Origin of the sequence: Bacillus sp. NTK034, from assembly GCF_017303275.1 — a bacterium.
Taxonomy (GTDB): Bacteria; Bacillota; Bacilli; order Bacillales; family Cytobacillaceae; genus Cytobacillus.
On record NZ_JAFKOJ010000002.1, the window covers coordinates 184,099 to 205,043 of the forward strand.

The window sequence follows — 20,945 nt, forward strand, 5'->3', positions numbered from 1 at the left end:
TTTTAATTATGGATATAGACGGTTTAATAAACGAGGAAACGGAATTGTTTCACGTACATGCTCAACGCCGCTGATCCAGGCAACTGTTCTTTCAAGACCAAGACCAAATCCGGAATGCGGCACTGAACCATATTGGCGAAGCTCCAAGTACCATTTGTAAGCATCCATATCTAATTTATGTTCATCAAGGCGCTGCTTGAGAAGGTCGTAGTCGTGAATACGCTCAGAGCCGCCGATGATTTCTCCATAACCTTCAGGTGCAATCAAGTCGGCACATAATACAACATCTTCTCTTGATGGATCAGGCTGCATATAGAACGGTTTCAGTGAAGTTGGATAGTGTGTGATAAAGACTGGCTTATCATAGCTTTCTGCAATTGCTGTCTCATGCGGTGCACCAAAGTCGTCTCCCCACTGGATATCATCAAAGCCTTTTTCCTGAAGAAACTTAATTGCTTCATCATATGTGATGCGCGGGAATGGTGCCGTAATTTTTTCAAGCTTCTCCGTATCACGGCCTAATGTTTTCAGCTCAATAGAACAGTTCTTTAGAACAGATTGTACAATATGAGCTACATATTCTTCCTGTACTTTTAAGTTATCATCAAACTCACAGAAAGCCATTTCAGGTTCAATCATCCAAAATTCAATTAAATGACGGCGAGTTTTGGATTTTTCAGCTCGGAAGGTCGGTCCAAATGAAAATACCTTTCCGAGAGCCATAGCAGCTGCTTCCATATAAAGCTGGCCGCTTTGTGATAAATAAGCATCTTCATCAAAATACTTTGTGGCAAAAAGTTCTGAAGTGCCTTCTGGGGCGCTTCCCGTCAGAATTGGCGGGTCAACCTTGGAAAAACCTTGCTCATTGAAAAACTCATATGTTGCCCGGATAATTTCATTTCTGATTTTCATGACTGCATGCTGCCGGCGGGAGCGCAGCCATAGGTGACGATTGTCCATCAGGAATTCAGTTCCATGTTCTTTAGGGGTAATCGGATAATCTACCGCCTGATGAATAACTTCCAGGCCTGTAACCAGCATTTCAAATCCGAAAGGTGAACGCTCATCCTTTTGAATCTTGCCAGTAACATAAACGGAAGATTCCTGAGTAACTGATTTTGCACCCTGAAAAATCTCTTCCGGCACTTCCGCTTTTACTACAACACCTTGTATAAAACCAGTCCCATCACGCAGCTGCAAAAATGCAATCTTTCCGCTTGAGCGTTTATTGGCAATCCAGGCTCCAATCGTAACTTCCTGATCAACATATTTATGAACTTGAGAAATTGTTGTTTTTATCAATTTATGTTCCCTCCAAAAAAATCTAAACAATCACTTCTTATGTATCGCTATATATTATACCTTCAAGCACATTGACAAGCAATAACAGTAAATTTTTATACGCTCTAAATAGATAGAAAACACAGAAGGAGGCCGGATATGATCCGGCCGCTCCTGTTTCACATTACTTCATGTTCTTTTCAACAAATCCGTGCATCCGTTCCACTGCTTTCTCTAATAATTGAAGAGAAGTTGCATATGATAAACGGATATTATCCGGAGAGCCAAAACCAGAGCCTGGAATCACTGCAACCATCGCTTCCTCGAGAAGCGCCTTCACAAATTCATCGACACTTGCAAATCCCGTCAATACTGCTGCCTTTTTCACATTGGGAAACAGGTAAAATGCTCCTTGCGGTTTTACACATGTAAAGCCTGGAATGTTGATTAATTTATCATAGATAACATTTAATCGATGTTCGAATGCTTCTCTCATTTCTTCCAGTGTATCCTGTGGTCCGGCATATGCAGCGATTGAACCATATTGTGCTGTTGTTGTCGGGTTGGATGTGCTGTGGCTGGCAAGGTTGGTCATAGCCTTGATAATATTCCTATTACCTGCGGCATACCCAATTCTCCAGCCTGTCATGGAATGAGACTTGGATACCCCATTAATGATAATGGTTTGTTCTTTAAGCTCAGGTGAAAGTTCGGCAATCGATGTATGCTGATGGCCGCCATATACCAGTTTTTCATATATCTCATCAGAAATGATAAGGATATTATGCTTTAAACAAACCTCACCAAGCTCCTTCAATTCTTCAGCCGAATAAAGCATGCCCGTCGGGTTGCTTGGTGAGTTAATGATAACTGCCTTAGTTTTACCAGTTATACTTTTAGCCAGCTGTTCCGGGGTGATCTTAAAATCATTTTCCTCTCTTCCCTCTGCATAAACAGGAATTCCCCCAGCTAGTTTAACCTGTTCAGGATAGCTGACCCAATATGGCGTCGGGATAATGACTTCTTCCCCTTCATTCAGCAAAACTTGGAACAATGTATATAAGCCATGCTTTGCACCATTGGTAACGATGATTTCTGAAGCGTCATAATCAAGTCCCTGGTCTTTTTTGAACTTGTTTGCGATTTCTTTCTTTAATGCTGGAAGACCTGCTGAGGGCGTATATTTTGTATGTCCCTCATTCATGGATTTCACGGCAGCATCGATAATATGCTGTGGCGTATTAAAATCCGGCTCGCCTGCTCCCAATCCAATAACATCATGTCCCTGTGCTTTAAGCTCTTTTGCTTTAGCTGTGATTGCCAGAGTTGTTGATGGTGTCAATGCTTTTACTCTTTGTGCCAGTTGAATCTCCATTGCTTGCTTCCTCCCGATTTTCTCCTGCACTAAGGCGGTGTATTGCCTCAGGCTATAGATTTTCAATTTTTTTTAACCATTCTCCTGTTTTAAAATCTATATAATAATAATTTATTAAATCACTGCCGGAACGGTAATGAATTTCCCATAATGGAATATTTTTCTCCATTCCCAGCCGCACAGACATGATTTCAGCAGCTTTTTTCTCCTGCTTAAGTCTGTTAATGGCTTCATTTCTGGAAATTCCATCAGATTGCTTTAGCGTAACGATTTTCCCCTTTTTTTCTGGAACCCACACATATATGCTCGTCCCATCATGATCTTTGCCCTCGATGACATAGTAAGTCTCAGTACCATGATATAAATTGAAATCTTCAGTTTCAGCAAGATCTGTTTCTTTTTCCGCAAGCTCTACAGCCTTTGATTCTGCCGCTCTAACCGGATTCATGCTGTTGAAATAAATTAAAGAGCCTGCTCCAATGAATATGACAAGCAGAATAATGATACCCCATATTGCTTTTTTCATGTCTCAATCACTCTTTTATGTACGATAAATCGTAAAGATCGCTTTATTTTGGTCTTCCTGATCAAGCGCTAAACCGAACATCAAGTCTTTTTCTTTTAAAGTTCTGTTCAATGCATCAACAATTTTATACAGATCCGGGCTTTGCTGGATCTTCACGGTAGATAAAACCTCTATTTTGCTTTCCATTATGGAATTCCTCCTCAGCCTCTACAATATTTGTAACTTATATACTCAACCGTTAAGGGTAAACTAATTTTACAAAGAAATAAATCTAAGTAACAGTATAACAGCAGATTTGATTAACTGGTATTAAAACAACTACAAATTTTCTTCTGGTCCACCACGTCATGCTGCGCTAAAAGCGCAGCTTTTTCGTTTACCCTTTTCAGGAAGATGATGATTCTGCCGATAATAATTATTAAAAAATTTAATTACCTCCACAAAATATCTTCCGGAAGGAATTTTCGTGAAGGTTTAATTTTATTTAGTTGAATTCCTCGCCCTGGAAAATCGTGAATAATTCATAGTTAATGTCTGTAAATTTGATGGTGACGGTTCCGTGCTTTCTTGTATAATATACATCAACCCAGGCATCATTTAACAGTCCGAACAGATTCGAATCATGTTTTATGGATGGTCTATAAAAAAGAATGGCGATTTGAGGATCCAAATGTTTGATCATCTCTTCTGAAATGGAATCATTCCTTCCAAATGCAGGAAGCTTTACAATATTAACATTGGATAGCTCTTTTTCCATGAGAAAATCTTTAGATTTTGGACTTGTCGAGTTCATAAATAATACCCGATGCCTTGCAAATGTGAAGGAAATATCCATTCCTTCCCCTGTTTCTTTACCTGCATACAGGACTTCTGCAAGCAATCCCGGAAAAAGCTGCTGCTTAAAATTCTGATTCCAGGCATGCAGTTTAAGATCACTGCTTCCGATCTCACCCTTCAATTCCGAAACTGCAGAATCATTCGCTATAATTTCTTTAACCCCGAAATCTTCTATCAGCCATTTAAGGCTGACTATGTTATATAATTCCTCATCTGTCAGGATGATTGCTGAGATCCGATTAACGCCATATAATTCAAGAAGCTTTTTTAATTCTTCCCCTGTTCCTTGTCCGCCGGTGTTAATAAGGACTTTTTCGTCATTTCCATGATGAATCAAGGAAGCCTCGCCATCAGATAAAGAAAAAAACGTAAAAGCCAGCTCATCACTTTTTAATTTTAGGTCAATGCTTTCTACTTTAACAGGAACTGCTGGTGAGTCCTTAGGTATGTAATACCAATTCGTGAACAGTAGCATAAAGGCGAACAGCACGTTCATCTTTCCATTCCTCCTACATATGAACAAAAGCAGACTGAGGATTAATAATAAAAAACCCAACAAATTTATAATGCGTTAATCATCTAAATTTATCCTGATAAAAACATATGCCGTGTTCATCGAAGAAGGATTCAAGGGAAAATCCCCTGAACTTTTTACAGCCAAGTATAAATTAATTCGACAATTTCATCAATATTACTTTTCTGGACAGGAATAGGCGGAATGGAATCCAGAAATGCCTTTCCATATCTTGCGGTGATAATTCTCCGGTCAAATATCACGATGACTCCTCTATCCGAACTTGTTCTAATTAATCTCCCGACACCTTGCTTAAAGCGGATAACTGCTTCGGGCAATGAGTATTCGGAAAATGGGTTTTTTCCTTCGATTGCAATTTGTTCATTTTTCGCCTGTGCCATTGGTTCATCTGGCGGTGAAAAAGGCAGTCTGACAATAACAAGGCAGGAAAGATCCTCACCCGGGATATCTACACCTTCCCAAAAGCTGCTTGTCCCTAAAAGAATAGCTTTATCAAATCGCTGAAAATTCCTCGTAAGCCTTGATCGGCTTCCGCTTGTAACACCCTGGGCAATGAGAGCAAAGTCCTCCAGGAAACCTGATTCCTTAATAAGCTCATAGGTTCTCCTTAACATTTCATGTGAAGTGAAAAGAATCAGCATTCTTCCTTTCGCTGCTTCCGCAATTGAAATGATATGCTCCGTAATAGATGCCACATACTCTTCGAGCGGTACTGCATTAACCTCAGGCAAATCATCAGAAACCACGAGCTTAACCTGACTCTGATAATCAAAAGGAGATTGAATTTGCTTTAGCGTGCATTGCTGTTTCTCAAGCCCCAGTTCCTTGAGAATAAAACTGAAAGAATTTTTCACAGATAAAGTGGCAGATGTAATGACCGCACTTTCCTTTTGGCTGAAGAATTGTTCATGAAGAAGTTCAGAAACTGATACAGGCTGTGCGTAAACAGTTGTGGCATTTTGTGCAGAGCGGGTATCCATTTCAATCCAAACAACAAATTCCGGGGACGGCAAGTGAAAGATATGGTTTAAGTCCTCATACATTCCCCTCAAATCATCCAGAATGGAAGCCACTTCCTCCATTAATGCTTTCTCTTCAAGAGATAGAGCTGATTTAATATTTGAAACTGCGCCTACACGGTTGTCTATGCCCTGGATTAATTCCTTAAGCATAAATCCAAAACGTTCGGAACTCGCCAATACAGCATTCGTTTCCTTGTTGGCAGCAATTTTATTAAATCGGACTGTAATTCGATTAACGCTTTTTTTTGCTTTTGTATATTTTTTCGCATAAATCGCTATAACTCTAAACAACTCATCCATTTCATGTATAATGTCACCAATTATTTGGTTGACTTCAAAAGAATGCATGAATCCCTCAGGTGTCTCTGCTTTTTCTTCCACCAGCTTTTCAAGCTTATAATATAACTGTTTCTGTTCAAATAATCCAATTTGTCCAAGCATCAGCCGAACTGATAGATAATCAAGCTTGCTGCCAAAATGTTTCCCTGATGCCTTAACAAAATGATGCCCCTCATCGATAACCACATGGCTGAATTCAGGCAAAATAATATTCTCTGCTGTTAGATCCGTTAAAAGCAGTGAGTGATTCGTAATAATGATATCTGCCTTTTGAGCATCCTTTCTTGCCCTAAGATAAAAATCTCTGGAAATCCACGACTTATCCTGCAAAAAAGCTGTTTCATCATTCTTTATCCTGCTCCAGTAAATCATCCCGCCGCTTGACAGGTTCAATTCATCAATATCTCCTGTGTCAGTCTCCAGAAGCCAGACAAGTATCTGCATTTTGCTGAGGGTTGTATCATAATTATCTTCATCATCTCTTAAAGTTTGAACAAACTTCGCAAGGCTGATATAGTGGCCTCTGCCCTTTAGCAATACAGCTTTAAGCGGGAACGACAGCATCTTTTGCAGCAGAGGAACATCCTTCGTCAGCAGCTGCTCCTGCAGCTGTGTCGTATAGGTACTGATAAGAACAGTTCTTCCGCTTTCCTTTGCATAAACTGCTGATGGAACAAGATATGCTAAAGATTTCCCAACACCAGTGCCTGCCTCTATTAATGCATGCTGTTTATGTTTGAACGCTTCATAAACCGAATCCATCATGATAAACTGGCCCTGCCTTTTTTCATAAGCAGGGAATGCTTTAATGAACATTTCCTGTTTTTCCTCATCACTGAGTGGAAAGCCCTGAAATTTAGAGCCTGGAGATTTCTGTGCCTTCATCTCTTTTTTCAAAGCAATCCCTCTGTGAACTTCCATTTCATCACCTAAATACCCAATCTTACTTTCATTAACAGCAATAAGCTCGTCCAATAATATATCAAGATCACTCTTTAAACCTCCAGACAGCTTATGCAGCTGTTCTATGGTGTTTTGGGGAAGGTTTTTTAACTTGTTTAATAATATTAACAGGAGCTCAGCGGTCACCATCGCATCACTGTCTGCCTGATGGGGACGTTCATGATTAAGGCCTTCCCGGAGTGCAAGATCAGATAATTTGAAGCTATCTGCAGTCGGAAAAAGAATACGGGCCATCTCAACAGTATCAAGAACAGGACCGTAAAACCCGTTATATCCCGCCTCAATCAATTCTTCCTGTAAAAAAGATAAATCAAATAAAACATTATGAGCCACAAAATAGGCACCCTCAAGCAAAGTCAAGACTTTAGGGGCAATTTCCGAAAAGAGCGGGGCATTCTCGACCATTTCATCTGACAATCCTGTCAGCTCTTCTATGAAAGGGGGGATAGATTGCTCCGGGTTTACAAGGGAGGAGTATTCCTCTGTGATTTTTCCGTTCTCAATCACCACAGCAGCGAATTGTATCATTTTATCGCCTTTTTTCGGGGCGTTCCCGGTTGTTTCCAAATCCACTACAACATATTTATTACCCATGGCTAACACCTCTATATTCAGTCATTCAAACGGTATCATAAAAACGGAAAAAGAAAAAGGCAAATAGCTTTTCCCCTTATTATTTTTCTTCCACCTGAACTGGGCCGTTATTCACTGCTTATTATAAAAAAGAGCTGAATCTCCATATGAGTTCAGCACTTTATAAAACTCTATTTATAATACTGTACTTTCCGGCTCTGCATGAATCATGTCAGCGATCCGATTGCTGCTGTCCATTATCGCTACCTTTGGTTCATGATAAGGTACCTTTTCCTCAGGAATGAGAGCATATGAAATGATAATGACAATATCCCCTTCCTGAACAAGGCGTGCAGCTGCACCATTCACGCAAATTACACCGCTCCCTCTTTCACCGGGTATTATATAGGTTTCAAATCTTGACCCATTATTATTATTAACAATTTGAACCTTCTCATTGGGAGCCATTCCTACTGCTTCAATAATGTCCGTATCGATAGTGATGCTGCCAACATAATTAAGATTGGCTTCTGTTACTGTTGCACGATGGATCTTGCCATTCATCATGGTGCGAAACATGCTGCCTTCCTCCCTTAGCTTTCTTATTTTACTGATATTATAGCGTTATCTATTAAACGGGCCTTTGAGAATTTAACGGCCATTGCAATGATGATTTTACCTTCCAGGCGGGAAAGCTGTCTAAGATCCGGGTAGGATAGAATTTCAATATAATCCAATTCCCCGCTTGTATTTTTTTCAATGAATTCCCTCATGCTGGCGAGTATCCTTCGAGGATCAAGTTCCCCTTCCGCTATAGCGGATTCAGCCATCTTAAGACTTTGATGGAGAGCTGATGCCTGATCGCGTTCTGCAGGAAGTAGATATACGTTCCTTGAGCTCTTAGCCAGGCCATCTTCTTCCCTGACCGTCTGAACAGGGACAATTTCCACCGGAATATTGAGATCTCTTACAAGTCCATCAACAACGGCTACCTGCTGAGCATCCTTCATTCCAAAATATACTTTATCAGGCTGTACAATGTTAAAGAGCTTTATAAGGACCGTTGCAACACCGTCGAAATGTCCCGGCCTGGATTTTCCGCATAAGACATCCGTCCGGTCCTGCACCTTGGCCATTACAGACGGAATCACAGGATACATTTCCTCTGATGAAGGAAAGAAGATGTAGTCATTCCCCTCGTTCTCTGCAAGGCTGCTGTCCCGTTCGAAATCCCTGGGATATGCCGCTAAATCTTCTTTAGGTCCAAATTGCAGCGGATTGACAAAGATGCTTACAATTGTCACATCATTTTCTTTTCTGGCGTTACTTAATAAAGAAAGATGGCCTTCATGCAAATAACCCATAGTCGGGACGAAGCCGATTGTCTTTCCTTCCCTCTTAAGCTGTAATGCAATACTTTGCATTTCTCTTATGTCAGTAATCGTTCTCATGCTTTTCCACCATATAAGCTCATCAGCTCTTCCTCTTTCATATTGAAGGAATGGGAATCATCAGGAAATGATCCGTTTTTCACTTCTGCAGAAAAAGCCGCGAGGCTATCGCAGATTATCGGGTTCAGATTTTCATACTGTTTCACAAACTTCGGAACGCGCTCCACACCGTATCCTAATACATCATGGTAAACAAGGACCTGTCCATCTGTATCCTTGCCGGCCCCGATCCCTATGACAGGAATCGTCAATTCTTCAGTAATCTGCTTTGCCAGCTGTTTTGGAACACACTCAAGGACAAGAGCGAAAGCTCCAGCCCTCTCACATTCTCTGGCATCATCAATCAGCTTTCTTGCTGCTTCAGCGTTTTTTCCCTGGACTTTATATCCCCCCAAAACCCCCACGGATTGCGGTGTCAGGCCCAGATGGGCAACAACAGGAATGCCTGCTTTGGTTAACGCTCCGATTTGATCTGCGACTTCATCACCGCCTTCTAGCTTAACAGCATGCGCCCCTGTTTCCTGAATGAGCCTTGCTCCATTTATAAGTGTATCTCTTGCGGACAAATGATAGCTCATAAATGGCATATCAATCACAATGAATGTATTTTTTGCTCCTCGTTTGACAGCTTTTCCATGATGAATCATGTCTTCCATCGTAACAGGAACCGTTGAATCATATCCCAGCACTACCATCCCAAGCGAGTCCCCCACAAGAATCATGTCTATATTGGCCATTTGAGCCTGTTTAGCAGCTGGGAAATCATAAGCTGTCAGCATGACAATTTTCTCATCATTTTCCTTCATTTTTAGAAAATCAGTTGTTTGCTTCATCATTCGTCCTCCTTATACAGGAAGAGGCAATAAAACTTCCAAATGAGTAAAAAAACAGAACATTAAAAAAACCCTTCTGAAGGCAGAAGGATTTTGCAATAGCTCATATATCAGTTCATCCCTCTGTCCCGGTCCATTTTTTTGGATCTAGGCAGATATCTATTTATTTTATGGTCTTGCAAAAAGGTGCAGTTCTTTTAGGATACTGCCCATAAAAAGTATATCAAAAAGGCGAAAGAATTGGCTATAAAAAATTTTGGGTTTACAAATTAGACTTCCAGCTCTATATCCGCAGAATAGACGTGATGGACCTTTCCGCTGCTGTCTTCGATCATCAGGACTCCATCTTCTGTAATTCCAAGAGCCTTGCCATATATGCTGCCGGTAATAGTTCTTGCAGTAAGGTTCTTGCCAATGCTGACAGCATAACTCTCCCATAAAAGCTTAATCGGATAGAATCCTTTATCTAAATACAGTTTATAAAGGTTTTCCAGTTTGCCCAGCAATACTCTAATCAGCTCCGCTCTTGAAAGCTTTTCGCCTTTTTCAATCGAAATAGAAGTGGCAATGTCTTTAAGTTCATCTGGATAATCATGAAGCTCCTGGTTTACATTGATTCCGATGCCGATGATTATTGAAATAATGCGGTCTGCATCCGCCTGCAGTTCAGTCAGGATTCCCGTAACTTTTTTCCCGTTCATTAAAATATCATTTGGCCATTTAATTTGCGGTGTTAGATCTGTCAGCTCTTCAATCGCCTGTACAACAGCCACTGCTGTAATTAGCGTAAGCTGCGGTGCTTTGGGAGGTGGAATGTTCGGCCTCAGGATAACACTCATCCAGACGCCTGTTGATTTGGGGGAATGCCATCTCCTGTCCATTCTTCCCCTGCCTGACAGCTGTTCTTCCGCAATGACGACTGTACCTTCCTGTGCACCTTCGAAAGCAAGACGATGGGCAATCTTCTGAGTTGAATCAACACTTTCTTCATGATGAATTTGACGGCCTAGTGCTTCAGTCTGCAAACCCAGCCTGATTTCATCTGGAGAAACCTTTTCAGGTGTTTTCGTAATCCGATATCCTTTTCTTCTGACCGCTTCCAGTTCAAAACCTTCTTTCCTCAGCTCTTCAATATGCTTCCATACAGCCGTTCTTGAACAGCCAATCAGGTCGGCTAAATACTGGCCTGAAAGATATTCCTCCTTGCTTTTTGTAAAAGCATCAATCAATTTTTTCCTAATTTCTGATTGCAATTTATGAGCCACTCCCTTATGGATTCATTGCTGTTAATCAATTCGCCGTGCAAGACAGCTTTCTCCGTTTTTTCAAGCTCTGCTTTGATCCAGGGACCAGGAGGTTTGCCAAACCAATCCATCAGGTTATCTCCAGTAAGCTGAAGATCGCTTCTCACTTTAATCGGCAGAGCATTATATTGACTCACCAGGGTATTGGCTCCCCTGCTTGAGTCCTCGTGTAAGATTACGTTGCGGACCCGCTCGGCGTTTAGTGCAATGCATCCTGCCTGGTAAAGGGAATAGGCATCCCACTTATTATTGGCTCTATACCGAATCCATTTAATAATTGCCAATATCTTTTTTAATTTCTTTACAGGCAGTTTCCAGCTTTTTAAAAAATCTTCAGCCTGCGGCTCACCTAAATCAAAGATGCATGCTAGAAAGGCCCACATTTCTTCCACTGTCAGTTCAGCTGCATTATAATCTTCTGCCTGCATTAATTCCTTTTGGAAGCCAGACATATTTGGCAGATACTTAGACAATCCTGTTTCCCCAATGACCATAAGAGCTTTCATCCGGCTGGTTCCTGCTAATAGTTTTTCGAATTCTGCCAGCTTTCTTTCGACTGCAATGTTTTCAAGTAAATGAGCCAAAGATGCCAAAGCATCATAAGTTTTTTTTTCAATTTCGAATGCAAGCTGACTAAAAAAGCGGACTGCTCTCATCATTCGAAGTGCATCTTCAGTAAATCTCTCAGCAGGCTGTCCAACGGTGCAAATTCTCTTCTCTTCTATTGCTCCCCTGCCGTTAAATGGATCAATGAGATGCCCTTCCTTATCCATGGCAATGGCGTTCATTGTAAAATCTCTTCTTTTCAAATCCTCTTCCAGAGATCTGATAAATTGAACTTTTGAAGGCCGCCTAAAATCCAGATATTCAGCCTCTGACCTGAAAGTTGTAATTTCATAGGGTATGCCATTATGCAGAACAACCACAGTGCCATGCTCAATGCCCACATCAAGTGTTCTTGGGAATAAGGTTTTGACTTCCTCAGGGGCAGCGGAAGTGGCAATATCGACGTCAGCAATTTCCTTGCCAAGAATATAATCCCTGACAGATCCTCCTACAAAATAGGCCTCATAACCTGCCTCTTCTATATTCTCGAGGACAGGAACTGCCTTTAAAAAAGCTTCATTCATGGAAGGTCACCTTTTTCCAAAAGTTCATAATAAAAATCTTCATATTGAATGACAATCTGACTGGCACTGAACCTTCTTTTAGCGAGTGAAATGGATTGGGAAGCAAACCTTTCAAGCAGGGTCTCATCATTAAGCAGTTTAATTGCTTTTTTTGAGATATCAGTTATATCTCCAAGAGTACAAATATAACCTGTCTCACCGTCGCTGATTACTTCTGGAATTCCCCCAGTATTAGTGCCGATGCAGGGCACTCCGCATGCCATTGCCTCGAGAGCAACAAGTCCAAAGCTTTCCTTTTCGGATAATAAGAGCATTAAATCACTGATGCTGTATAGCTCCTCCAGATTATCCTGTTTTCCCAGAAACAGGACCTTATCTTTAAGGTCCAGATCATTCACCAGCCTGCAAATAACGGTCATTTCCGGTCCGTCTCCTACTAAAAGCAGCTTGGAAGGAACTTCTTCCGTAATTTTTGCAAAAGCCTTAACAACATCAGGCACCCGCTTTACACCGCGGAAATTGGAAACATGGATGATAACCTTCTCATCCGGTTTTATGCCATATTCTTCTTTAAGATAAGAAGAGTCGGTTTTCTTGTAAATTCTTTCATCTATAAAGTTATAAACTGCTCGTATTGATTTATCAGGCTTTATCAGGTCATAGGTTTGCGAAATGAGCGCATTGGATACCGCTGTAACGCCATCAGACTTTTCGATTCCGAAACGGATCGCATCTGTCAGGGATGGATCATACCCGAGAACTGTAATATCTGTTCCATGAAGGGTGGTGACAATTTTAATATCCGTGCCGCTCATCTGCTTAGCCAGAATCGCACAAACTGCATGCGGGATTGCATAATGCACATGAAGAAGGTCAAGTCCTTCGCGTTTGATTACTTCTGCCATTTTACTTGCTAGCGCGATATCGTATGGAGCATATTGGAACACGGAGTACTGATTTACATCCACCTGGTGATAAAAAATATTTGGGTACATCCTTTTCAGTCTAAAAGGGAGGCTTGATGAAATAAAATGTATTTCATGGCCCTTTTCGGCCAGCATTTTACCCAGTTCTGTTGCAACAACACCTGATCCTCCCACCGTGGGATAGCAGGTGATACCTATTTTTAATTTTTTTCTCATAATTCTCCACCGAATATATCCAAATTTACCATTAAGGGTTTATTGACTTTAAAACCCTCCGCATATTCCACTCCGGCCTGTTTTCCAAATAGGCCTTCCCTTGCTGCAACAGTCTCAATATAACCGTTGACAAGTGGTGTATCAAATGAATTTGGGCTTTTTGCAAACTGACTTTGATAAGACTCCAGTCCTGCAGTTTTTTTATCCATAAAAGCTGAGATATCGATTAGGAAGTCAGGCTTATGGAAACCATTTATCATGTAAAAGTGCAGGCTTTTCACCTTATGAGGAGCAAAATTGCCGCCTGTTTCATACTTCTTGATTCCGGCCGAAAAGACCGCTTCTTCTACAAGCCGGGCACAATGTCCATGGTCAGGATGCCTGTCCTCCATATAAGGCGCAAACACAAGAGCAGGCTTGTATTTACGGATTATTTCCGCAATCTTTTTTATGTACTCCTGGTTAAAATATAAACCCCTGTCAGGCAAGTTAAGAGTCTCCCGAACGCTGACCCCCAGAATTTCAGCTGCTTGCAGTGATTCCTCTTTACGGATTTCAACCGTCCCATTAGAGGAAAGCTCGGCCCGGGTCAAGTCGCATATTCCAATCTTTTTTCCGATAGAGGCAAATTTGGCAATTGTTCCGCCCATGCCGATTTCAACATCATCAGCATGCGCACCAAATGCCAGAATATCAAGATTATCCAGGTTCATTCATGTCACCTTTTTCACTTACAATATTCCTCCATGATAAATCATTGCGTTCCAGGCCTTTAATAATTATTTCAGCAGTACCCATATTAGTCGCCAGCGGGACGGCATATACATCACATAGCCGCACCAAAGCTGAAACATCCGGCTCATGAGGCTGAACAGTCAGAGGATCTCTGAAGAAAAATACAACATCCATTTTATTGTTGGCAATTAAAGCACCAATTTCCTGGTCCCCGCCAAGTGGTCCAGACTGAAAACGATGAATGGAAAGGCCAGGTTCATTCATGATACGTGAACCAGTTGTTCCAGTAGCGTAAAGGGTATGTTCAGCAAGAATTGATTTATAGGCGATCGCAAATCTTACAATATCATCCTTTTTCTTATCATGGGCAATTAAGGCAATATTCATGTTGGCACTCCTTTCTAATCAATAATATTTTCGAGGCCATAGACGAGAGTATCAATTTTTAAAACTGTATCAACAGCAAGCTTTACTCCAGACATAAAGGAAGCCCTGTTATAGGAGTCATGACGGATGGTCAATGTTTGTCCCTCCGACCCGAACATAACCTGCTGGTGAGCAATCAGGCCAGGAAGACGTACAGAGTGTATATGCATGCCATCAAAATTTGCGCCTCTTGCACCAGGAATCGTTTCCTTCTCCTGTGAGTGGCCCTGCTCTTTTTTCGCTCTTACATCAGCAATCATTTCTGCTGTTTTCACTGCAGTTCCAGATGGAGCATCCAATTTCTGATCATGGTGCAGCTCTATAATTTCCACATCGTTAAAATATCTTCCTGCTAATTGTGAGAATTTCATCATTAATACAGCACCAAGTGCAAAGTTTGGGGCAATAATGCAGCCGATTCCTTTTTCCTGGCAAAGTTCTTCAAGTTCTTTCAAATTTTCCTTCGAAAAGCCCGTTGTTCCAACAACAGGCCTTACACCATACTCCAGGGCTGTTTTTGTGTGGAACATTCCTACTTCAGGAGTGGTCAAATCGATAAGCACATCCGGTTTTAGGTCCTGAAAGCATAGAGCAAGATCTGTGTAAACCGGAACTTGGCCAAACTGTGAGAATCCTTCAAAATCGCCAAGAAAGCCTCCGCCATTTTTATGATCGATCACAGCAGCTATTTCATAGTTTTCTATTCGATTAACAAGGTGGACGGCTTCACTTCCCATTCGTCCCCGCGGTCCCGCTATAACAATTTTAACTTTATCCATTGTCTTCTCTCCTCTATTCTTCAATTCTTGTCCATCTGTCTTTATCCCGTGTGCTGAATTTTTTCATGACACGATCGTGCGCTTCTTCCAAGTCAATATTTAAGGAATTTGCAAAGCATATTAGAACAAAAAGCATATCTCCAAGCTCTTCTTCGATCGCCTTTTCTTCTTCAGTGGATTTTTTGGGTTTTTCACCATAGTAATGGTTCACTTCCCTGGATAGTTCCCCAAGTTCTTCAGTCATTCTTGCAAGCATGGCCAATGGACTGAAATAGCCTTCTTTAAATTGGCTTATGTATGAGTCTACTTCTGTTTGCATATCCTTCATTGATTTTGCTGTTTGCATTTATTTCACCTCTGCTTTTAATAGGTGTTTCTATATACGGAGATTACCACTTTTCATGTTAAGCTAAAGATCGGCTATTTTACAAATATTTTTTATCATCGAGCTTAATTGATTCCCGTGGGCCTTCATGTCCCTGAAAGGTCATTGCTCTTATATTCTGTATCTTATATAATTAGATACGCTTTGGTATTGTGATATTCAGGCAGTGGAGGGATAATATGCATTTTGGATTAAAGTTTAAGAATTTTTTTTTCATTTTGCTTGGAGCGGCCATTTTTTCGTGGGGCCTTGTTCATTTTAATATGCAGAATAATTTGGCTGAAGGCGGATTCACCGGGATAACGCTGCTCTTATATTTCCTGTTCAAGTGGGATCCTTCTTATACAAACTTGCTGCTGAATATACCCCTTTTCTTTATAGGGTGGAAACTTCTTGGCAGGAATGTTTTTGTTTATACGATCATAGGAACGGTCGGTGTGTCCATTTTCTTATGGATTTTTCAGCGGTACCAGATCGAAATGCCTCTAAAAGAGGATTTAACTCTTGCTTCTCTATTCGCCGGAGTCTTCATCGGGATTGGTCTTGGGACCATTTTCAGGTATGGGGGCACAACAGGCGGAGTGGATATAATCGCGAGGCTTACCCATAAGTACGCAGGGGTCAGCATGGGAAAAACGATGTTCATTTTTGATTTTTTTGTAATAGCACTTTCATTAATTACATATTTGGATTACAGGGAAGCAATGTATACTCTTGTGGCTGTTTTTATCGGTGCCAAAGTAATTGATTTTATGCAAGAAGGGGCCTATGCAGCAAGGGGAGCGATGATTATTTCAGAACAAAATGATGCCATTGCCGATAAAATCATGAAAGAAATGGACCGGGGTGTCACTGTGTTAAAAGGCCATGGCTCCTTCACCAAGATAGAGCGTGAAGTGCTCTATTGTGTAGTTGGCCGTAATGAAATTGTTCGTTTGAAAAATGTCATCACAGCTGTTGATCCGCATGCTTTTGTATCGGTTACAGCTGTCCATGATGTACTGGGGGAAGGCTTTACTTTGGATGAAAATAAAAAGCCGGTTGAACGCTAAAGAGTAGTTCCAGGAGATGTCATGATGGACATCTCTTTTTTCAGCAAAAAGCCGGCTACCCAGCTTTTACACAGACTAGCTCCGGGCGCCAGCGGCTTTTCTTACTCCGACCTTGTCATACCTGTGTAAATAAGGATTAAACGCAGCAATTCCAGCACAGCAACAGCAGCTGCCGCCACATATGTCAATGCAGCTGCATTCAAAACTTTTTTAGTTTCTCTCTCTTCATCGTTTCTTATTATTCCGAGTGACACTACCTGATCCATCGCACGATTAGATGCATTGAACTCCACTGGAAGAGTGATGAGCTGGAAAACCACTGCAGCTGCCATAAAGATAATTCCCAGCAGCACCATTCCGCTCAACCCTGCAAAAAAACCGATCATGATCAGAATCCAGGAGAAGTTTGAACCAAGATTCGCAACAGGCACCAGCGCATGGCGAAAACGCAGAAAAGCGTAATCCTGATTATCCTGAATTGCATGGCCAACCTCATGGGCCGCAATAGCAGCTGCTGCTACTGAATGGCCGTGATAATTTGTTGCTGATAGCCTGACATTCTTAGAACGCGGATCATAATGATCTGTTAAATGCCCCCTGGTTTCCTCCACGCCAACGTTATATAAGCCATTTTCATCCAGAATTCTTCTGGCTACTTCAGCACCTCTCATTTGCGTGGATGAAGGAACTTTTGAATATTTGCTGTAAGCTCCCTTTACTTTCATTTGCGCCCAGAGCGGAACAAGAATAATTATTGCAAAATAAATGAGATATCCTCCCATTTTAGTACCTCCCATCAAGCTGATCTTGTTGAATTTTAACCGCTGACCTGAAGATATCCAGCATACAAATCGCTCTGCCTATCTTTTCCCTTTTCTCTTGATTACAAAACGGGAAAAGACTCTCATTTTTTGTAAGGCTCTTTTCGTATATATTGTTGTTTATCGCCAATAATATTGTCCGTTGATTTCCGTTCCAGGTTGCTCGCTTTCCGCGGGGCGGGCGGTGAGCCTCCTCGACGCTGCGCGCCTGCGGGGTCTCACCTGTCCCGCTACTCCCGCAGAAGTCTCGCACCTTCCGCTACAACTCAGCAAATCATATACAAAAAGCAACAAACCTTACGAAAACAGCCTTTTGTATTTAAGATCGATTTTTTTGTCTTGCCCTGTCTCCCTTATATTTTCTCCAGCCTACGTAAGATAATGTAATAATGATTATGCTCCCTGTTGAAATGATCACCCACCAAAGGGATGGATCTGTTTCATCTTCTGTCATTTCATCAAAGATTGTCTGCAGATCATTTTCCAATGCAGCAAGTTCCTGCTGGCTTGCCTGCTGAGAAAGCACCTGCGGCCGGTAATGATCGATAAAATTAATGCGTGCGTTCAGTTTTTGTACCTTTTCTGCATCAACATCAATTTTTAAACTTGGATAAATAACCTCATATAAAGACAAAAAGGAATTCAAATGTGAATGAAAGTTTTCGTTATTTCCACTGTATGCGGCTTCCTTAACTTCAACAAATACCGTCATAATCGGCTTCTCCATTTCGGTCCATAAAGGCTGATATTTTGAGGAGATTGCATCCATTACAAGGCGGAATTTTGTTGCATGATTCAGCCTTTCTTCATGGCTCATTGATGTATTGACAGCAGCTTGTACAGCATCATCATGGGAGACGGTAATAATCCGCAGTTCGTCCATTGTAAATGGCCTTTCCTTGCCATTCACAGCAACAAATTGCTCGGAAAAATACTCCAAAAGCTTCTTGGCATCCTCATACCTATGGAGCTTAACCATCTGTAAGGCTTCATTAGATAATTGGTCTAATTTATCTATTTGTGTTGTCTTATCTGCTGACACCATTCCAGGCAATAACATAAGAATGAATAAGAATGCGATTACTTTTCGCCTCATTAAACTTGTCCCCCCTCAAATTACTATTAGATAAATATGAAAAGAGGGACAAGGTTAGACCAGAAATTATTTACCTTAGCAAGGTTATTTCTTTCAGATACGAGGACCAAAACGCTCAATGTTTTGGCGGAGCATTACTTTACTATATCCAGACTGAACCGCTTCTTTCTTAAGGCGAAGTAATAAGCGGTTCCTAATGAAAAAATACTTAGCCAAAATGTAAAATAGCCGATTTGCGGTGTGTACAGATCTAAAATAGGATAGCGCGGCAGCATGAAAAAGACGTAATCAATTACATCATTATGAAAAGTCCAGATTCCCGTTAAAACAAGATGCCATACTTTAAAACGGTAGAAAGGTGCATATAGAACCCCCTGGACTGCCATTGCACCATGCGAGAAGATCAGCATGAGGGCAACTGGATCCAATTCACCTGTCACCTGAAAAACCAGCAAATTCATTACTACAGCCCATATTCCGTATTTAATAAGGGTCACAATAGCTAATGCTTCAAACATTGGCCAATTTTTGCCCAATAGAAAGGCGATTAGCACAAACATAAAAAACAGGCTCGCTGTAGGACTGTCCGGTACAAAGGGCAGGAAAATTGGCGGTGTCTCGACAAGCTGCCACTTATACCAGATATACCCATAAATTGTGCCTGCCGTGTTAATGATCAGAAGCAGTATCAGCATAGCTCTGCTGCCTAATAAAGGATAGATCCATTTCATAGTTTGTTCTCCTTCTCTATGTACACGATTATTTCATTATTTTACCACACCAAGTGCATGTAAAAAAACGAACCATTTATGTGCATAAAAAAAGAAGCTGGCAATGCCAGCTTCTTTACCAATTATTTGCTTTCAAGGCCAGAAATAAACTCAGCAAGCTTTTGAAGTTCTTCATCAGTTCCTTTGAACATTCCTGGAGGCATGGCGCCTTTACCGTTTTTAGCAATGTCAGCAACTTCTTCAGGTGTTAACCCAGTGTCAACAAGTGCAGGTGAACCTGCTCCACCCTGAAGATCTCCTCCGTGGCAGGAAATACAGCCGTTCGCTTCAAAAATCTTGTAGCCTTCGTCCTCTTTATCAAACTCTACTTCAGCCACAATCTTACCTTGCTGTGCTGCAGCTTCCCAGTCATGATGTGCAACAGACTCCCAAGTCAGGAAAGTGATGCCGGCAAGAGCCAATAGCATGAAACCAGTTGCTAGAGGACGCTTGGACGGACGGCGTTCAGGTCCGCGGTCTATGAATGGTGCAAGCAGCAAAGCTCCGAATGCAAGACCCGGAATAATGAAAGCACCGATTGCATTATATGGTCCAGAAGCATAGCTGTATTTCAGAAGCTGGTACAAGAACAGGAAGTACCAGTCTGGCAGCGGGATATAAGCTGTATCACTAGGATCAGCAATTTTTTCTAATGGCGGCTCATGCGCAATTGTCAAGCATAGGAAACCGATAAGGAATACAGCCCCTACCATCCATTCCTTTAATAGGAAGTTTGGCCAGAATGCTTCTGTTTTTCCTGGATATTCCGAATAGTCTTTCGGGATATTCGGTTTGCGTTCTGCAGGAACACGAGAGTCACCTACGAATTTCATACCTTTACCACGATGCATTGGGCGATTTCCCCTCCTTTTGCAATGATCAAAAAATTATTTCTTACAACGGTCCTGAAATACCCTGTTTACGGATCATAATAAAGTGGGCAGCCATTAACCCGAATAGTGCAGCCGGTAAGAAGAATACATGGATGGCAAAGAATCGGGTGATAGTCTGAGCGCCGACAATATCAGAATGTCCGGCAATAAGTATTTTCAGATATTCTCCAATCAGCGGAGTTGATTCTACAATCTGGATTGTTACTTTTGTAGCGAAAAGGGCTTTCATATCCCAAGGCAATAAGTAACCTGTAAGTCCAAGTGCAAGCATAATGAAGAAAATAAGCACTCCGACAACCCAGTTTAATTCACGGGGCTTCTTATAAGCTCCCTGGAAGAAAACACGTAACGTATGTAGGAACATCATTACGATTACCAAACTTGCTCCCCAGTGGTGCATACCGCGGACAATTTGTCCAAATGCAACATGGTTCTGTAGATAATACACGGATTCCCATGCATTTTTAATATCCGGAACATAATACATTGTCAGGAACATACCGGATAAAATTTGAATTACAGTTACAAAGAACGTCAGACCGCCAAAACAGTAAACGAATGCAGAGAAGTGATGTGCAGGGTTTACATGTTCAGGAACTTCGTGGTCGGCAATATCCCGCCAAATCGGCGTAATATCTAAACGTTCATCTACCCAATCATAAATTTTGTTTAACAAT

At 41.4% G+C, this 20,945-nt stretch carries 22 protein-coding genes; 1 reads left to right on the forward strand and 21 read right to left on the reverse strand.

The window, feature by feature from the left end; all coding sequences use genetic code 11:
• Positions 1 to 6: 6 nt before the first annotated feature.
• From asnS to JI665_RS07110, 16 genes are all read right to left on the reverse strand, one after another.
• Complete coding sequence (gene asnS, locus JI665_RS07035) at positions 7 to 1,299, reverse strand: asparagine--tRNA ligase (protein WP_157380205.1); 1,293 nt, start codon at positions 1,297 to 1,299, stop codon at positions 7 to 9.
• Positions 1,300 to 1,465: 166 nt separating this feature from the next.
• Complete coding sequence (locus tag JI665_RS07040; RefSeq protein ID WP_206839287.1) at positions 1,466 to 2,650, reverse strand: pyridoxal phosphate-dependent aminotransferase; 1,185 nt, start codon at positions 2,648 to 2,650, stop codon at positions 1,466 to 1,468.
• Positions 2,651 to 2,708: 58 nt separating this feature from the next.
• Positions 2,709 to 3,182: a DUF5590 domain-containing protein gene (locus JI665_RS07045; RefSeq protein WP_206838152.1), complete on the reverse strand. Its 474-nt coding sequence runs from the start codon at positions 3,180 to 3,182 to the stop codon at positions 2,709 to 2,711.
• A 15-nt stretch (positions 3,183 to 3,197) separates the two neighbouring features.
• On the reverse strand, positions 3,198 to 3,368 hold the full coding sequence (locus tag JI665_RS07050; protein WP_009332715.1) for a YpmA family protein: 171 nt from the start codon (positions 3,366 to 3,368) through the stop codon (positions 3,198 to 3,200).
• Positions 3,369 to 3,666: 298 nt separating this feature from the next.
• Positions 3,667 to 4,515, reverse strand: coding sequence for an ATP-dependent DNA helicase (locus JI665_RS07055; RefSeq protein ID WP_206838154.1), 849 nt, complete (start codon positions 4,513 to 4,515; stop codon positions 3,667 to 3,669).
• 155 nt (positions 4,516 to 4,670) lie between these two features.
• Positions 4,671 to 7,472: an ATP-dependent DNA helicase DinG gene (gene dinG / locus JI665_RS07060; RefSeq protein WP_206838156.1), complete on the reverse strand. Its 2,802-nt coding sequence runs from the start codon at positions 7,470 to 7,472 to the stop codon at positions 4,671 to 4,673.
• Positions 7,473 to 7,646: 174 nt separating this feature from the next.
• Entirely contained in the window at positions 7,647 to 8,030 is a 384-nt protein-coding gene (gene panD, locus JI665_RS07065) for an aspartate 1-decarboxylase (RefSeq protein ID WP_206838158.1), read from the reverse strand.
• A gap of 23 nt (positions 8,031 to 8,053) precedes the next feature.
• Complete coding sequence (gene panC / locus JI665_RS07070) at positions 8,054 to 8,902, reverse strand: pantoate--beta-alanine ligase (RefSeq protein ID WP_206838161.1); 849 nt, start codon at positions 8,900 to 8,902, stop codon at positions 8,054 to 8,056.
• Positions 8,899 to 9,735: a 3-methyl-2-oxobutanoate hydroxymethyltransferase gene (gene panB / locus JI665_RS07075; protein ID WP_206839288.1), complete on the reverse strand. Its 837-nt coding sequence runs from the start codon at positions 9,733 to 9,735 to the stop codon at positions 8,899 to 8,901. Before panB ends, panC begins: the two co-directional genes overlap by 4 nt.
• A gap of 269 nt (positions 9,736 to 10,004) precedes the next feature.
• Positions 10,005 to 10,988 carry a biotin--[acetyl-CoA-carboxylase] ligase gene (locus JI665_RS07080; RefSeq protein ID WP_206838162.1) on the reverse strand — a complete coding sequence of 328 codons (984 nt, stop codon included), beginning with the start codon at positions 10,986 to 10,988 and terminating at the stop codon, positions 10,005 to 10,007.
• Entirely contained in the window at positions 10,961 to 12,169 is a 1,209-nt protein-coding gene (locus tag JI665_RS07085) for a CCA tRNA nucleotidyltransferase (RefSeq protein WP_206838164.1), read from the reverse strand. The genes JI665_RS07080 and JI665_RS07085 overlap by 28 nt, the downstream gene beginning before the upstream one ends.
• A complete protein-coding gene (gene bshA / locus JI665_RS07090) occupies positions 12,166 to 13,311 on the reverse strand; it encodes an N-acetyl-alpha-D-glucosaminyl L-malate synthase BshA (RefSeq protein WP_206838165.1) in 1,146 nt (381 codons plus the stop codon). The genes JI665_RS07085 and bshA overlap by 4 nt, the downstream gene beginning before the upstream one ends.
• On the reverse strand, positions 13,308 to 14,024 hold the full coding sequence (gene bshB1 / locus JI665_RS07095) for a bacillithiol biosynthesis deacetylase BshB1 (protein ID WP_206838167.1): 717 nt from the start codon (positions 14,022 to 14,024) through the stop codon (positions 13,308 to 13,310). Before bshB1 ends, bshA begins: the two co-directional genes overlap by 4 nt.
• Entirely contained in the window at positions 14,011 to 14,433 is a 423-nt protein-coding gene (gene mgsA, locus JI665_RS07100) for a methylglyoxal synthase (RefSeq protein WP_206838169.1), read from the reverse strand. Before mgsA ends, bshB1 begins: the two co-directional genes overlap by 14 nt.
• Positions 14,434 to 14,447: 14 nt before the next feature.
• A complete protein-coding gene (gene dapB / locus JI665_RS07105) occupies positions 14,448 to 15,251 on the reverse strand; it encodes a 4-hydroxy-tetrahydrodipicolinate reductase (RefSeq protein WP_206838171.1) in 804 nt (267 codons plus the stop codon).
• Positions 15,252 to 15,264: 13 nt separating this feature from the next.
• The gene (locus tag JI665_RS07110; RefSeq protein ID WP_206838174.1) at positions 15,265 to 15,597 is read right to left on the reverse strand and encodes a nucleotide pyrophosphohydrolase; all 333 of its coding nucleotides are present in this window, start codon (positions 15,595 to 15,597) and stop codon (positions 15,265 to 15,267) included.
• 218 nt (positions 15,598 to 15,815) lie between these two features.
• Between JI665_RS07110 and JI665_RS07115 the strand changes: the two genes are divergently transcribed.
• Positions 15,816 to 16,688, forward strand: a complete 873-nt coding sequence (locus tag JI665_RS07115; protein ID WP_206838177.1) for a YitT family protein — start codon at positions 15,816 to 15,818, stop codon at positions 16,686 to 16,688.
• A gap of 101 nt (positions 16,689 to 16,789) precedes the next feature.
• On the opposite strand, the gene JI665_RS07120 is transcribed toward JI665_RS07115, so the two are convergent.
• The 5 genes from JI665_RS07120 to qcrB all read right to left on the reverse strand — a co-directional run bounded on the left by JI665_RS07120 (position 16,790) and on the right by qcrB (position 20,944).
• Positions 16,790 to 17,470 carry a zinc metallopeptidase gene (locus JI665_RS07120; protein WP_206838179.1) on the reverse strand — a complete coding sequence of 227 codons (681 nt, stop codon included), beginning with the start codon at positions 17,468 to 17,470 and terminating at the stop codon, positions 16,790 to 16,792.
• A gap of 358 nt (positions 17,471 to 17,828) precedes the next feature.
• Positions 17,829 to 18,605, reverse strand: coding sequence for a sporulation protein YpjB (gene ypjB / locus JI665_RS07125; protein ID WP_206838181.1), 777 nt, complete (start codon positions 18,603 to 18,605; stop codon positions 17,829 to 17,831).
• Positions 18,606 to 18,739: 134 nt separating this feature from the next.
• On the reverse strand, positions 18,740 to 19,336 hold the full coding sequence (locus JI665_RS07130; protein WP_206838183.1) for a DUF1405 domain-containing protein: 597 nt from the start codon (positions 19,334 to 19,336) through the stop codon (positions 18,740 to 18,742).
• A 122-nt stretch (positions 19,337 to 19,458) separates the two neighbouring features.
• Positions 19,459 to 20,226: a menaquinol-cytochrome c reductase cytochrome b/c subunit gene (locus JI665_RS07135; RefSeq protein ID WP_009332735.1), complete on the reverse strand. Its 768-nt coding sequence runs from the start codon at positions 20,224 to 20,226 to the stop codon at positions 19,459 to 19,461.
• A gap of 43 nt (positions 20,227 to 20,269) precedes the next feature.
• The gene (gene qcrB / locus JI665_RS07140) at positions 20,270 to 20,944 is read right to left on the reverse strand and encodes a menaquinol-cytochrome c reductase cytochrome b subunit (protein WP_035330156.1); all 675 of its coding nucleotides are present in this window, start codon (positions 20,942 to 20,944) and stop codon (positions 20,270 to 20,272) included.
• Position 20,945 lies beyond the last annotated feature (1 nt).

What these genes read in the sequence shown, in the direction of transcription:
- JI665_RS07055 (WP_206838154.1), bottom strand. Translation starts at nt 4,515, where the DNA reads ATGAACGTGCTGTTCGCCTTTATGCTACTGTTCACGAATTGGTATTAC.
- JI665_RS07135 (WP_009332735.1), bottom strand. Translation starts at nt 20,226, where the DNA reads ATGCATCGTGGTAAAGGTATGAAATTCGTAGGTGACTCTCGTGTTCCT.
- dinG (WP_206838156.1), bottom strand. Translation starts at nt 7,472, where the DNA reads ATGGGTAATAAATATGTTGTAGTGGATTTGGAAACAACCGGGAACGCC.
- JI665_RS07045 (WP_206838152.1), bottom strand. Translation starts at nt 3,182, where the DNA reads ATGAAAAAAGCAATATGGGGTATCATTATTCTGCTTGTCATATTCATT.
- panD (WP_206838158.1), bottom strand. Translation starts at nt 8,030, where the DNA reads ATGTTTCGCACCATGATGAATGGCAAGATCCATCGTGCAACAGTAACA.
- JI665_RS07110 (WP_206838174.1), bottom strand. Translation starts at nt 15,597, where the DNA reads ATGCAAACAGCAAAATCAATGAAGGATATGCAAACAGAAGTAGACTCA.
- dapB (WP_206838171.1), bottom strand. Translation starts at nt 15,251, where the DNA reads ATGGATAAAGTTAAAATTGTTATAGCGGGACCGCGGGGACGAATGGGA.
- mgsA (WP_206838169.1), bottom strand. Translation starts at nt 14,433, where the DNA reads ATGAATATTGCCTTAATTGCCCATGATAAGAAAAAGGATGATATTGTA.
- JI665_RS07085 (WP_206838164.1), bottom strand. Translation starts at nt 12,169, where the DNA reads ATGAATGAAGCTTTTTTAAAGGCAGTTCCTGTCCTCGAGAATATAGAA.
- ypjB (WP_206838181.1), bottom strand. Translation starts at nt 18,605, where the DNA reads ATGAGGCGAAAAGTAATCGCATTCTTATTCATTCTTATGTTATTGCCT.
- JI665_RS07050 (WP_009332715.1), bottom strand. Translation starts at nt 3,368, where the DNA reads ATGGAAAGCAAAATAGAGGTTTTATCTACCGTGAAGATCCAGCAAAGC.
- JI665_RS07130 (WP_206838183.1), bottom strand. Translation starts at nt 19,336, where the DNA reads ATGAAATGGATCTATCCTTTATTAGGCAGCAGAGCTATGCTGATACTG.
- bshB1 (WP_206838167.1), bottom strand. Translation starts at nt 14,024, where the DNA reads ATGAACCTGGATAATCTTGATATTCTGGCATTTGGTGCGCATGCTGAT.
- JI665_RS07120 (WP_206838179.1), bottom strand. Translation starts at nt 17,470, where the DNA reads ATGGGAGGATATCTCATTTATTTTGCAATAATTATTCTTGTTCCGCTC.
- bshA (WP_206838165.1), bottom strand. Translation starts at nt 13,311, where the DNA reads ATGAGAAAAAAATTAAAAATAGGTATCACCTGCTATCCCACGGTGGGA.
- panC (WP_206838161.1), bottom strand. Translation starts at nt 8,902, where the DNA reads ATGAGAACGATTACTGACATAAGAGAAATGCAAAGTATTGCATTACAG.
- JI665_RS07115 (WP_206838177.1), top strand. Translation starts at nt 15,816, where the DNA reads ATGCATTTTGGATTAAAGTTTAAGAATTTTTTTTTCATTTTGCTTGGA.
- panB (WP_206839288.1), bottom strand. Translation starts at nt 9,735, where the DNA reads ATGAAGCAAACAACTGATTTTCTAAAAATGAAGGAAAATGATGAGAAA.